At 39.3% G+C, this 13,614-nt stretch carries 10 protein-coding genes and 1 riboswitch; of the genes, 8 read left to right on the top strand and 2 right to left on the bottom strand.

Features of this window, described 5'->3' with window-relative positions:
* The first annotated feature begins 156 nt into the window (after positions 1-156).
* From IGI44_RS08860 to lpdA, 7 genes are all read left to right on the top strand, one after another.
* Positions 157-1,578, top strand: coding sequence for a PLP-dependent aminotransferase family protein (locus IGI44_RS08860; protein ID WP_438787402.1), 1,422 nt, complete (start codon positions 157-159; stop codon positions 1,576-1,578).
* Complete coding sequence (locus tag IGI44_RS08855) at positions 1,579-2,322, top strand: nitroreductase family protein (RefSeq protein ID WP_438787401.1); 744 nt, start codon at positions 1,579-1,581, stop codon at positions 2,320-2,322.
* Between the two features lie 24 nt (positions 2,323-2,346).
* Positions 2,347-2,511, top strand: a riboswitch (M-box (ykoK) riboswitch).
* Positions 2,512-2,683: 172 nt separating this feature from the next.
* On the top strand, positions 2,684-5,290 hold the full coding sequence (gene mgtA / locus IGI44_RS08850; RefSeq protein ID WP_438788949.1) for a magnesium-translocating P-type ATPase: 2,607 nt from the start codon (positions 2,684-2,686) through the stop codon (positions 5,288-5,290).
* 390 nt (positions 5,291-5,680) lie between these two features.
* Positions 5,681-6,790 carry a pyruvate dehydrogenase (acetyl-transferring) E1 component subunit alpha gene (pdhA, locus tag IGI44_RS08845; protein ID WP_438787400.1) on the top strand — a complete coding sequence of 370 codons (1,110 nt, stop codon included), beginning with the start codon at positions 5,681-5,683 and terminating at the stop codon, positions 6,788-6,790.
* 2 nt (positions 6,791-6,792) lie between these two features.
* Positions 6,793-7,770 carry an alpha-ketoacid dehydrogenase subunit beta gene (locus IGI44_RS08840; protein WP_438787399.1) on the top strand — a complete coding sequence of 326 codons (978 nt, stop codon included), beginning with the start codon at positions 6,793-6,795 and terminating at the stop codon, positions 7,768-7,770.
* 148 nt (positions 7,771-7,918) lie between these two features.
* Positions 7,919-9,562 (top strand): dihydrolipoyllysine-residue acetyltransferase, encoded by a 1,644-nt coding sequence (locus tag IGI44_RS08835; RefSeq protein ID WP_438787398.1) that lies wholly within the window; start codon positions 7,919-7,921, stop codon positions 9,560-9,562.
* 7 nt (positions 9,563-9,569) lie between these two features.
* On the top strand, positions 9,570-10,976 hold the full coding sequence (gene lpdA / locus IGI44_RS08830) for a dihydrolipoyl dehydrogenase (protein WP_438787397.1): 1,407 nt from the start codon (positions 9,570-9,572) through the stop codon (positions 10,974-10,976).
* Between the two features lie 178 nt (positions 10,977-11,154).
* On the opposite strand, the gene IGI44_RS08825 is transcribed toward lpdA, so the two are convergent.
* Together IGI44_RS08825 and IGI44_RS08820 are read right to left on the bottom strand one after the other, a co-directional pair.
* Positions 11,155-11,742, bottom strand: a complete 588-nt coding sequence (locus tag IGI44_RS08825; RefSeq protein WP_438787396.1) for a DUF3267 domain-containing protein — start codon at positions 11,740-11,742, stop codon at positions 11,155-11,157.
* A 59-nt stretch (positions 11,743-11,801) separates the two neighbouring features.
* Complete coding sequence (locus IGI44_RS08820; protein WP_438787395.1) at positions 11,802-12,428, bottom strand: GPP34 family phosphoprotein; 627 nt, start codon at positions 12,426-12,428, stop codon at positions 11,802-11,804.
* A 168-nt stretch (positions 12,429-12,596) separates the two neighbouring features.
* Here IGI44_RS08820 and IGI44_RS08815 point away from each other — a divergent pair, with 168 nt between their 5' ends.
* Positions 12,597-13,493, top strand: a complete 897-nt coding sequence (locus IGI44_RS08815) for an Rgg/GadR/MutR family transcriptional regulator (protein WP_438787394.1) — start codon at positions 12,597-12,599, stop codon at positions 13,491-13,493.
* Positions 13,494-13,614: the final 121 nt, after the last annotated feature.

Raw genomic sequence — 13,614 nt, 5'->3', positions numbered from 1 at the left:
TTGAAACTAAACAAATTAATTCAAAATGAACGATTACAATAGTAGGTAATCGTTCATTTTTTTTGTTCGCTCGAATGATATGTTTTTAAAGATCGATTGACAGTGGTGGATGATTGGGTTAGTTTTAAGTCATCCAATGGTAAGTGAGGAAAGATTATGTGGCAATTAGCAAATACAAAATCCACACCAATTTATCAACAAATTATCGAACAGATTATTTCCTATATTCAAGATGGTACGTTGCAGCCAGGAGATAAATTACCCGCGGAACGAAAATTAGCAGAATATTATCAAGTGAATCGTTCCACCGTGGTTCATGCATTAGAAGAACTAGTCAGTTTGGGCTGGGTCATTCGTAGGCAAGGCAGCGGCACCCTCGTCAATGAGGGGAACTGGGGGCGAAGTACCCATCCACGAGTAGATTGGCGTAGTTTATTTACTCAAGAAACCCATCCTAAAGAACCCTTTTTGGAAAGGGCTCAGCGGTTATTGAAGGAGCCAGATATCATCGATCTATATTCTGGAGAACTACCACTAAGTATGATCCCCGACTTCCGTTTTCCATCTTATACATGGGAAGAATTATTGTTAGAAGAAAAAAAGCAAAGTTCGTTAGGGTACCGCCCTTTACAACAAGTTATTTGTAAACGAATCAAATTAGAACAAAAAATTGACGTTTCGTCCGATCAAGTACTAATCACCTCTGGTGGTCAGCAGGCCATGTTTTTATTATTACAAGTGATGTTGCAAAGTGGTGATAGTGTTGCAATTGAAGATCCTTCATTTTTGTATTCATTACCAATTTTTGCCAGTGCTGGAGTACGGTTGTACGGTGTTGAAATGGACAAAGAGGGAATGAGAATTGATAAATTAGAGCAATTGATTTTGACAAAAAAAATTAAGTTAATCATTCTGAATCCAACTTTTCAAAATCCTACTGGAACGACGATGTCAGAAAGACGCAGAAATGAATTAATCGAACTCAGTCTCAAATACCAGCTGCCGATCGTAGAAGATGAAGTGTTTAGCGAAATGAATTTCAAAAAAATTCCACCATCTTTAAAAGAACTTGCACCACACCAGGTGATTCACCTAGGTTCCCTTTCAAAAATATTTGGTTCTTCGATCAAGATTGGATGGATTGTCGCAGATCAGAAGCTAATTCAACGCTTATCTGATGCTAAACAAATGATGGATTTCTCAATCAGCATTTTTCCTCAAGTAATCGCACATACGGCATTAACAGATCCATTATTTGAACAAAATCAGGCAGAATTAGTTGTTGCTTTAAAGCAGAAAGCCCAGGCTTTTATTGATCAGTCAAAAATTATCGCGGGTGATTGGAGTATTTCAAAGATTGAAGGCGGCATATATGTATATCTGACATGGCGACACCAACATTTAACGCGAAAAGATTGGGAGATTTTTTTACAGGAAAAATTATTGATCGCGCCCTCATTTCTTTTTAGTAATGATACAATGTCAATGAGAGTAAATTATACTCGCATGTCTAAAAAGACGAGACAAGAGTTTTTTATCAAATTGCAAGCAATCTCAAAGGAATTAAGGAGGAGTTAGATGGAAGCGCTAGAAGTAATGAATCAACATCGGACGTATCGGAACTTTGATGAAACGTATCAATTATCAGAAGAGGAGCTGCAAAAAATTTTACAAGCTAGCCGGCAAGCTCCAAGCTGGATGAACGGCCAAATGTACAGCATTATTGTTGTTAAGGATCGGGGGATTCGTGAACAACTAGTAGCAATGAATCCTGGAAACCCTCATGTACTGAATAGTTCCGTTTTTCTAGTATTTGTAGCAGATTTGAAACGAACACAAAAAGTTGCTGAACACTATGGGGTTGAGTATCGAATCAATGAAGGATTTGACCCAGTAATCACGGCTGTCACCGATGCAGCTTTAGCATTAGAAAATGCCGTGATCGCGACTGAGGCATTAGGTTTAGGCTCTGTAGTTGTTGGGACAATTCGCAAAGATATTGCTGAGGTCAGCGAATTATTAAAGCTGCCTGATTATGTATTGCCAGTTGCTGGTTTGAGTATTGGAAAGCCGAATGTGGAAATGCAGGTAAAACCTAGATTACCAGAACAAGCCGTCATCCATTATGATACCTATAAAGATTACGATTATTCTTTAATTGAAACGTATGATGAGACCATGGAGAAATTTGCTGAAGCTCGGGAAACAAAGCTATGGAGTAAAAAGTTTGCCGACTATTTTAGTAACACTCCGAATAAAAAGGTGGATGAGTTTCTGAAAATTAACAAATTTTTCGGTGTTAAGTTTGACACTGATAGGTAAGTACCTTATAGTAAGGATGAAAATTAAATTAATTGTTAGGTGAGGCTCCTATATGGACACAGGCTACTGCCCAAAAATGTCGAGAGACGCCAATGGGTATAACAGGGATCATCGTGAAGGTGATTCATAATGTAGCTGACAAATCTGTCTACGCCCTATAGTGCTAAAGCTCGACGATGAACATGAATGAAACTTTTGCGCGTGCTCATTTTCGAGTGCGCGCTTTATTTGTGTGTCCAAGTCAGTGTCTATTAGTTAAATGGAAAGGATGTGAGGGAGATGGATCATGACGATAGTCGACCGAAAAGTAACTACTCGAGGGCGACTGAGGTTGGCCTGAATTTTAGGAGGAACCATTATGATGAACAAAAAAAACCTTCTTGCTCGCAAAGTCAACAAGGATCAAGAATTGAAAAAATTAGCGATTCTGTCTGATCGCGATCTTTTTCTTAATCTGCGAACTTCTTTACAAGGATTATCTGAAGAGGATGCGCAAAGCCGTTTGGAAGAGTACGGTCCAAACGAAGTTTCGGCGCAAAAACCAACGCCAGGATTTTTATTATTTTTACAAGCATTTAACGATCCTTTCGTTTATGTCTTGGCCGCATTAGCAATTGTTTCCTTATTAACAAACGATATAGAAGCAGCTGTGGTTATGTCGATTATGATTTTGGCAAGTGTTTTAATAACTTTTATTCAAGAATATCGTTCGCAAAAGGCGAGCATTGAATTAAAAGAAATGATTGAGAATACTGCTGCCATCACACGTAATGGAGAGACAAAAGAAATTCCGATGGATGAAGTAGTACCAGGTGACATTTTAACGTTAGCAACCGGCGATATGATTCCGGCGGATGCCGTTTTGATTTGGACAAAAGATCTTTTTGTCAACCAATCATCGCTAACAGGAGAATCGATGCCTGTTGAAAAATATCTCGCAAAAGACAAAGATTTAACAGAGGAAACAACGGCTTTGGATTTAACCAATTTGGTATTTATGGGAACCGATGTTTTAAGCGGTCAAGGAAAAGCAATTATTTTAAAAACCGGTCAACAAACATTTTTCGGTGATATTGCCAAAAATGCGACGTCAAAACGTGGAAAAACTTCTTTTGACATAGGCTTAACTAAAGTAAGCAAAATGTTACTGAGGATGGTAATGATTTTATTTCCGTTAGTGTTCTTGATCAACGGACTAACGAAAGGGGATTGGAGTAGCGCCTTTTTCTTTGCAATTGCTGTAGCTGTTGGACTTACACCAGAAATGTTGCCGATGATTGTGAGCTCTAACTTAGCTAAAGGAGCCTTAACGTTATCGAAACACAAAGTCATTGTGAAAGAATTAGCCTCAATCCAAAATTTAGGCAGCATGGATGTTTTATGTACAGATAAAACTGGGACGATTACGGAGGATCGGGTAGTTTTAGTTCAACATCTCGACCCATTAGGAAATGAAAATGAACAAGTGCTAGATCTAGCATTTATGAATTCTACGTATCAAACGGGTTGGAAAAATTTGATGGATATTGCCGTTATTAATTATTTTGAAGAACAAGATCGTCACCTGCCTTATCAAATAGTTCAAAAAATTGATGAAATACCTTTTGATTTTTCTCGCCGGCGCTTGACAGTGGTGATGAAAACAGATGATCATCAATTGATGATCACTAAGGGTGCGGTTGAAGAAATGGCAGCAATTTGTAAGTATGTTGAGATTAACGGGGAAATTTTAGAATTAACTTCGGAAATTCGACAAAAGCTGCAAGCTGTGAATGAAAAAATGAATCGTCAAGGCATGCGGGTTATTACCGTAGCTGTTCGACGAGATGCTCATGATGAAGCAATCTATTCCACAGACGATGAAAAAGACATGATTTTGGTTGGCTTTATGGGATTCCTTGACCCAGCGAAGGCGTCTGCTAAACCGGCTATCAAATCACTGCACCAACATGGTGTAACCGTAAAAGTTCTTACGGGAGACAACGCAATTGTGGCACAGAAAGTTTGTCAAGATGTAGGGATTCCAGCAGATGAATATGTATTGGGAAACCAAATTGATGACATGTCAGATGACGAATTGTATCAAGTGGCGGAAACGGTTAATTTATTTGCGAAGTTGAATCCGATGCAAAAATCAAGAATTATTGAGGCGTTGCAAAGTAAAGGTCACACTGTTGGCTTCATGGGAGACGGAATTAATGATGCACCTGCGCTGAGGAAAGCGGACGTAGGAATTTCTGTGGATACCGCTGCAGATATTACAAAAGATGCCAGCTCGATTATCTTGTTAGAAAAAAGTTTAGGTGTGTTAGAAAATGGGGTAATCGAAGGTCGTCGCGTTTTTAGCAATATGATGAAATATATCAAAATCACTATCAGTTCAAACTTCGGAAATGTGTTTTCAATTTTAATTGCTAGTGCTTTCTTACCATTTCTACCAATGTTATCCCTTCAATTGTTATTGCAAAATCTAATTTACGATTTTGCTCAGTTAACAATTCCTTGGGACAATGTTGATGAGGAGGAATTGCAAGTACCAACGAAATGGGAAACAAGAGGATTGCTAAAATTTACGGTGTGCATTGGTCCAATTAGCTCAATATTCGATATTATCACTTTCTGGGTAATGTGGTTCGTATTTGGTGCGAATACTGTAGGTGCTCAAAATCTGTTTCAAACGGGCTGGTTCATGATTGGCTTAACTACACAAGCATTGGTTGTCTTAATGGTACGGACAAAGAAAATTCCTTTTATTCAAAGTCGACCAGCACCACAAGTGTTTATCAGCTTATTAATGGCAGTCGTCGTCGGAGCATTAGTCGTGCTAACGCCACTTGCTGAACAATTTGATTTTGTTCATTTACCAACGAGCTATTGGTTCTGGTATGTCGGAATCGTTATTGCTTATATGCTGGCAACGCAACTAGGAAAAGTTCTATATATAAAAATTGCTAAAGAATGGATCTGAACTATAACAGAAGGGCCTGTATTGCTCTTCTGTTTCTTTTTTTGTGAAAATAAGTAACAAATTATGGATTAATAAGGGATTAATTCTGTTTATTTTGTCCTTCTTTAGTTAGGTGTTAACGAGACATATGATAAAATTATTATTTTGCTAGCCAGCAAACTTATTGATTCTAAATGCTGAGAAATGATTATTAAAAAACTGTTGCTTAAGTTTTCACAAGCAAAAAAAGTGAAACGCTTCAATTTGTTCAGAATTATTGAGCAAGTTTGTTGTCAATTGAATCTAAAAATGCTAATTTAGAGAGGAAGGGGCAATAGCAATGATACAGATTGAGTTGCTGTTGCACTGATAACAAGACTTAATTTACTTAAGAGAGGAAAGTGTGACACCATGGCAGAAAAAGAGTTAACGATTGATTTTGAAGCCTTACTACAAGATGTAAACGCGGATTTCCCCGTGTACCAAGCGTTAGATGAGGATGGGAAAATCGTCAATGAGAACCTAGTTCCTGAATTGACTGATGAAGAACTTGTTGAGTTGATGACTTCAATGGTTTGGTCTCGCGTACTAGATCAACGATCAACCGCATTGAATCGTCAAGGACGACTAGGATTCTTCGCACCAACTGCTGGACAAGAAGCTAGCCAATTAGCCAGCCATTTTGCTTTTGAAAAAGAAGACGTTTTATTACCAGGGTATCGTGATGTTCCACAGTTGATTAAACACGGTTTGCCTTTAGCGGAAGCGTTCTTATGGTCACGTGGACATGTTGCTGGGAATAACTATCCGGCTGATTTACAAGCTTTACCACCTCAAATTATTATCGGAGCTCAATATGTACAAGCTGCCGGTGTAGCATTAGGGTTGAAAAAACGTAATAGTAAAAATGTTGTATTTACGTATACAGGTGACGGTGGTTCATCGCAAGGCGATTTCTACGAAGCAATTAACTTTGCAGGAGCGTACCATGCAAACGCTGTATTTTATATTCAAAACAACGGCTTCGCTATCTCAACTCCTAGAGAAAAGCAAACAGCCGCTAAAACCTTAGCACAAAAAGCTGTTGCTGCTGGAATTCCTGGAATCCAAGTTGATGGTATGGATCCATTAGCGGTTTATTATGTATCGAAAAAAGCTCGCGAATGGGCAGCAAATGGAAATGGTCCAGTCTTGATTGAGACATTAACTTATCGTTATGGTCCACACACACTTTCTGGTGATGATCCAACTCGCTATCGTTCAAAAGAGATGGATGATGAATGGACGAAGAAAGATCCGTTGGTTCGCTTCCGTAAATATTTAACGGAAAAAGGCTTATGGTCAGAAGAACAAGAAGAGAAAGTCATTGAAGCAACGAAAGAAGAAATCAAACAAGCAATCACTGATGCTGACCGTGTACCAAAACAAAAGGTTTCTGATTTCTTAAAGAATATGTATGAAGTACAACCGCAAAGTATTAAAGAACAAATTGAATTTTATGAAGCGAAGGAGTCGAAATAATCATGGCACAAAAAACAATGATCCAAGCAATTACAGATGCCTTAGCTCTGATGCTTGAAAAAGATAAAGAAGTTTTAGTTTTCGGTGAAGACGTCGGTAAAAATGGTGGAGTATTCCGTGCTACAGAAGGACTTCAAGAAAAATTTGGCGAAGATCAAGTATTTGATACACCGTTAGCAGAATCAGGTATCGCCGGACTTGGTTTCGGTCTAGCTTTACAAGGCTTCCGTCCCGTTCCTGAAATTCAATTCTTTGGCTTTGTATTTGAAGCAATGGATGAAATTGTCGGTCAAATGGCTCGTACACGTTACCGTATGGGAAATACACGCAATTTACCGATCACGATCCGTGCGCCATTTGGTGGTGGCGTACACACGCCGGAACTTCACTCAGATAACTTAGAAGGTTTGATGGCACAATCACCAGGTTTACGCGTGGTTATCCCATCTAATCCATATGATGCAAAGGGACTTTTAATCGCGTCAATCCGTAACAACGACCCCGTGGTCTTTTTAGAACATATGAAACTTTATCGTTCATTCCGTGAGGAAGTGCCAGAAGGAATTTATGAAGTGCCTTTGGATAAGGCGGCTGTTACTAAAGAAGGTTCTGATGTATCGATCATCACATACGGAGCAATGGTTCGTGAAGCGATCAAAGCAGCAGATAATTTAGCAAAAGAAAACATTAATGCAGAAATTATTGACTTACGTACAGTGGCACCACTTGATATTGAAACAATCATTAAATCAGTGGAAAAAACTGGTCGTGTAGTCGTGGTTCAAGAAGCACAAAAACAAGCGGGTGTTTCTGCACAGGTCATTTCTGAAATTTCTGAGCGAGCAATTCTTTCGTTGGAAGCACCAATCGGACGAGTTTCTGCTCCAGATACGATTTTCCCATTCGGACAAGCGGAAGGTATCTGGTTGCCTAACGCAGCAGATATCGAAGCGAAAGTAAAAGAAATCGTAGAATTTTAATTGCCAGTTTACTAACCTACTATGTCAATATCAGTAGGTTAGTAAAAATAAATGTGTAAGAAAAGATTGAATTTTTCTAGCAGAAAGATTTAGACAAAACTTGTGAGCTAGCTTGAAGGTTGGCAAATAGAATAAGGAGCGAAAAGACATGGCATTTCAATTTAAATTGCCTGACATCGGTGAGGGCATTGCGGAAGGCGAAATCGTCAAATGGTTCGTTAAAGCAGGCGACACGATTAACGAAGATGATACTTTATTAGAAGTTCAAAACGATAAATCAGTGGAAGAAATCCCTTCACCTGTCACAGGAACGATCAAAAAAATTATTGTTGATGAAGGTACAGTAGCAAATGTTGGGGATGTGTTAGTAGAAATCGACGCACCTGGACACGAAGATAATGAAGGGGATGCAGGTGTCGCTGCTGAGTCACAAACACCGGAATCACCAGCTGCTGAACCAGCTGCGGAAGGCGGTTCTTCTAGTGATAACGGTGGCGTTTTCCAATTTAAACTTCCAGATATCGGGGAAGGCATCGCAGAAGGCGAAATCGTTAAGTGGTTTGTCAAAGCAGGCGACACAATTAACGAGGATGATACATTATTAGAAGTACAAAATGATAAATCAGTGGAAGAAATTCCATCACCTGTAACAGGGACAATCAAAAAAATCATCGTAGACGAAGGCACAGTAGCAAATGTTGGCGACGTCTTAGTAGAAATTGACGCACCTGGACACAATGATTCCAGCGCATCTTCAAGTGAGTCCTCTGCACCAGCGGAAGCTCCGAAAGCTGAAGCAAAAAGTAACTCTTCAGTAGTAGAAGCAAGCAATCCTGACAAACGCGTACTGGCTATGCCATCTGTTCGTCAATATGCCCGCGAAAAAGATGTGGACATTACACAAGTAACTGCAACCGGTAAGGGCGGACGAATTGTTAAAGAAGACATCGACGCGTTTGTTTCTGGTGGCGGACAAGCAGCACCAGCAAAATCAGAAGTTCAAGCTACTGAGACGGCAGCGTCAACTTCAAGTGCGCCAGCTGCAAAAACAGAAAAGCCTGCGCAACCATTTACTTCTAATATGGGCGAAATGGAAACCCGTGAGAAGTTAACACCGACACGTAAAGCAATTGCTAAAGCAATGGTAAATAGTAAACATACAGCGCCGCATGTAACCTTGCACGACGAAGTTGAAGTGTCTAAACTTTGGGATCATCGTAAGAAGTTCAAACAAGTGGCTTTGGACAATGGTACGAAATTAACGTTCTTGCCATACGTGGTTAAAGCATTGACTGCAACAGTCAAAAAATACCCAGTTTTGAATGCATCAATTGATGATGCTGCGCAAGAAATTGTGTATAAAAATTACTATAACATTGGTATCGCAACGGATACAGATCACGGCTTGTATGTTCCTAACGTTAAAAATGCTGATACAAAAGGCATGTTCAAGATCGCTGACGAAATCAATGAAAAAGCCGCTTTGGCTCATGATGGAAAATTGGCTGCAGATGATATGCGTAATGGAACAATCACGATTTCTAATATTGGATCGGTTGGCGGCGGCTGGTTCACACCAGTTATCAACTACCCTGAAGTTGCCATCCTTGGTGTCGGAACGATTGCTCAACAACCAATCGTGAACGATGAAGGCGAATTAGCGGTTGGTCGTGTCATGAAACTTTCATTAAGTTTTGACCATCGTATCGTTGATGGTGCGACAGCACAAAAAGCGATGAACAATATCAAACGTTTATTAGCTGATCCAGAATTACTATTAATGGAAGGATGATAAAATCATGGTAGTTGGAGATTTTGCCATTGAATTAGATACAGTTGTAATCGGTGCTGGACCTGGCGGCTATGTTGCCGCCATCCGCGCCGCAGAAATGGGACAAAAGGTAGCGATCATTGAACGGGAATACATCGGCGGCGTTTGTTTAAACGTTGGCTGTGTTCCTTCAAAAGCATTGATTTCTGCTGGTCATCATTATCAAGATTCGCTAGATTCTTCCATGTTTGGTGTAACTAGTGAAAATGTAAAGCTAGACTTTGCGAAAACCCAAGAATGGAAAGAAAACGGCGTGGTTAATAAGCTAACGTCAGGAGTTAAATTCTTACTTAAGAAACACAAGGTAGAAATCATTGAAGGAGAAGCCTTCTTTGTGGATGATAAAAACTTGCGTGTGATTCATCCAGATTCAGCCCAAACATATTCTTTCAACAATGCGATCGTGGCGACGGGATCTCGTCCAATTGAGATTCCAGGCTTCAAATTTGGCGGACGTGTGATCGACTCTACTGGTGGGTTGGCTTTAGAAGAAGTGCCTGAAAAATTAGTCATTATCGGTGGTGGTGTAATTGGTGCGGAATTAGGTGGAGCTTACGCTAATTTAGGCGCTGAAGTGACTATTATCGAAGGTACGGCACAGATTTTACCGACCTACGAAAAAGACATGGTGCAGCTTGTAGAGAAAGATTTTAAAGAAAAGGGTATTAAAGTTGTCACCTCTGCAATGGCTCGCGAAGCAGTTGATAACGGCGATAGCGTAACCGTTCGTTATGAAGTTGATGGCAAGGAAGAAAGTGTTGACGCAGATTACGTGATGGTCACTGTAGGCCGTCGTCCAAACACGAATGACATGGGCTTAGAACAAGCAGGTGTCGAAATGACTGACCGTGGGTTGATCAAGGTAGACAAACAAGGTCGCACAAACGTTTCAAGTATTTATGCGATCGGTGATATTGTTCCTGGTGCAGCTTTAGCCCACAAAGCAAGCTATGAAGCAAAAATTGCGGCTGAAGCCATTTCAGGCAAGAAAGTTGCGGTTGATTATAAAGCAATGCCTGCTGTAGCATTTACTGATCCAGAATTGGCTACTGTAGGAATGACAATTAAAGAAGCCAAAGAAGCAGGACTAGAGGCAAAAGCCTTCAAATTCCCATTCTCTGGAAATGGTCGCGCACTATCGCTTGGTAAGACAGAAGGCTTTATTCGTTTAGTTACGACCGTTGAAGATAATGTTATTATCGGTGGTCAAATTGCCGGTGTCGGTGCAAGTGATATGGTTTCTGAACTTGCTTTAGCGATCGAATCAGGCATGAATGCAGAAGATATCGCGTTAACGATCCATCCACATCCTTCATTAGGAGAAATAGTCATGGATGCTTCTGAGTTAGCCTTAGGTTTGCCAATTCATATTTAAAAATACAAAGACGACAACGTCCTTTTTTTCAGCGGATTTTGTCGTCTTTTTTTGTATATTCATGACTGAACAGATACTTGTTTAAAATTTCTACTTAGAAAGCATATCTTGTTGATTCTTAACAAAAGGAAAGTTTTTTTCTAAAAACTTAACATTCAGAAAGTGTGCGTCGATTTTTCTATTTATAAAAGGCGATATAGCCAGCTTCAGTTGGATGATCAACGATCAAACTATCCCTTTCTTTTAATACATTAGAAGCAATAATCAAATCTGCGCCTGCTGCGACGAAGTTAACGAGCATAGTCAGAATTGCAACCGTTCCGGGATATACAAATAGAAAAATCGTGCTGGCTGTTCCTAAAACGCATAGAGGTAAGAGAACACCGAATAAGTATTGGTGCTTTTTCAATGGAGATTTACATGCACAGCTAGGCATCAAAGCGTTGATGTTAAAACGAACAGTCTGCCAGCCGTTACCACTTGAGACTGACCAACCGATCCCATGCAACAATTCATGGATAACTACAGAAATAATGACAACGCTAATAAACATAAGATAGAACGAACTGCCTGTAATTTCAGTTAAGTGTGCCCGATCAATCAAGAAAAAACGATAGATGATTCCTAAAATAGCAATAAATGGTATTGAATAGAGAATACCTATCACCGTTGCTTCCTTAGCAGTGAACGTCACATCTTTTTCTCGATAGCCTTCCTGTTTCAGCACCGCTTTCATTTTTTTGAACCCTTCTTGATACTTTTCCATTTCGTTCCTCTTTTCTAAAAAAATCCCTTTATTTGCGTCAAAGCGACTGGATAGAAGGTTTATACGCTAGTTATTATCACAAGTGATCCAACTAACCAATCAAGTTGCGAGATCATTGTTTGGGTTTGTTGTGAAACAGGATCTTTCTTGGCTGCTTTTATCTTGGCTTCAAGCTTTTTTCGATCTTCTTTTTCAATGTATTGTTTCAAGTAAGAAGATTTTTTCAGGAGGATCGCGAGTTTTAATCCATCGTAGTCCAGTTGGTTCAAGTTTTCCAAACGAGCGACCAATTTCACGATGGTATTTTCTTTTGCTAAATAACTGGTGTCGTTTATCACACTGACTTCATTGAGTTCGATCAGCGATCTGCGAATTTGAGCCACTAATTGTTTCAAGTCCTTTTCAAAGAATGTTCCGCCATAGGCGACCGCGAGTTTGTCGATCCGTTTCTTCTTTAGGATCATGATCTTATCTAAAAGGCAATTCAGATAAGCCAATTCATCAGGTAGCTCATCCGTTAGAATAATGATTTCCTTTTGATTCAGTTCGACCACACTCGCGCTTTGCAGATCAAGCAACCCAGCCATGACCAGACACATACCAACATAATAATTTAGTGAAGAAATCTTTCCTTGGCGATTCATCGTTAAAAGTAGATATTGTTGTGATAAACTAAGATTTTTCATTTTTTATACCCCTTTTTCATTTATTATTTAATTTAAGTATAGGGAGAAATCAAAGAAATTCATTTTTTCGAAACAATCTTTTCAATAATCCGATATTCTCACTAATTTTCCATGGTATTCTAGGTAAAATGGAAACAAAAGTTTCGTTCGTTGTTACATGGAGTGAAAATGGAACTTGTTTTAATGAGCAAGGGGGCAAATAAAGTGACTGGGAAAATTTTTCAAGAAATCCGGGAAAAGAAGAATCAAACGATCATGAATACGTCTGAAGGTATCGTAACGCCGCAATTTTTACGGAAATACGAACGTGATAACGGAGATATTCGTTTTTCAAATCTGATCCAATTACTGAATCGCCTCAATACAACGATCGACGAGTTTGTTTTTGAGATCGATGAAAGCATGGATTGTTGGTTTTATTTAATTGAGGAAGAAATTGATCAGGCTTATCATGCAGGAAATTCTTTTTTGTTAAAAAAATTCGTGGAAAAACAAGAGCGTTTGTATCAAGAGACAAATGAAAATCGTTTTTTGTTCGCGGCTATCATTGGTAAACGTTTCTATAATTATATTTTCTTGCCAAGCTATACCGTTGATTTGTCTCCCATTGCTGATTATTTGCGGGAAACCGAAACATGGGGGAAGTTCGAATTCTTTTTGATCACTTACAACGGAGATCTGTTTAAGCCTGAGGAAGCGTATTATTACGCGAAAAAGCTAGTCAAACAGGATCATGGCAGCTTTGAAGTACGAAAATGGCGTCATGATGCCGTACTTCATTTGGCTCGTTACTTAATCGAAGAGGATCAGTTAGCTTTAGCGGAGAAGATCTTGTTAGAATACCTAAATAATTTGAGCCCTAATCGCGATATGAAATATCTTCATTATGATCTATACGCAAAATTTGTCTATGGACTGCTGCTGATCAAGAAGAACGATCCGAAAGGTCCACGTCAGTGTGAACGGATCATCGAGATTTTTGTCGAGGACTGCGGCTATTTAAATTACGGCAACCGTTTGAACATTATCTATCAATCAACTGTGGCGCAAGTTAAAAAGGCGTAGTGAAGATAACTACTAAGTATAACGTTTATATTGTAAGGACGAGAAAAAAGAAAGGAGCTCCTGAAAAGCTATTGTGTTCAGTAGAGGACAATCCTTTTTTTGACTCGGACTTTCGTTGTGA

Source organism: Enterococcus sp. DIV0756, assembly GCF_051710745.1.
Taxonomy (GTDB): domain Bacteria; phylum Bacillota; class Bacilli; order Lactobacillales; family Enterococcaceae; genus Enterococcus_A.
This window is presented reverse-complemented; position numbering and strand designations above follow the sequence as displayed.

Coding starts and splice junctions, on each gene's coding strand:
- IGI44_RS08860 (WP_438787402.1), top strand. CDS start 157: ATGTGGCAATTAGCAAATACAAAATCCACACCAATTTATCAACAAATT.
- IGI44_RS08855 (WP_438787401.1), top strand. CDS start 1,579: ATGGAAGCGCTAGAAGTAATGAATCAACATCGGACGTATCGGAACTTT.
- mgtA (WP_438788949.1), top strand. CDS start 2,684: ATGAACAAAAAAAACCTTCTTGCTCGCAAAGTCAACAAGGATCAAGAA.
- pdhA (WP_438787400.1), top strand. CDS start 5,681: ATGGCAGAAAAAGAGTTAACGATTGATTTTGAAGCCTTACTACAAGAT.
- IGI44_RS08840 (WP_438787399.1), top strand. CDS start 6,793: ATGGCACAAAAAACAATGATCCAAGCAATTACAGATGCCTTAGCTCTG.
- IGI44_RS08835 (WP_438787398.1), top strand. CDS start 7,919: ATGGCATTTCAATTTAAATTGCCTGACATCGGTGAGGGCATTGCGGAA.
- lpdA (WP_438787397.1), top strand. CDS start 9,570: ATGGTAGTTGGAGATTTTGCCATTGAATTAGATACAGTTGTAATCGGT.
- IGI44_RS08825 (WP_438787396.1), bottom strand. CDS start 11,742: ATGGAAAAGTATCAAGAAGGGTTCAAAAAAATGAAAGCGGTGCTGAAA.
- IGI44_RS08820 (WP_438787395.1), bottom strand. CDS start 12,428: ATGAAAAATCTTAGTTTATCACAACAATATCTACTTTTAACGATGAAT.
- IGI44_RS08815 (WP_438787394.1), top strand. CDS start 12,597: ATGGAACTTGTTTTAATGAGCAAGGGGGCAAATAAAGTGACTGGGAAA.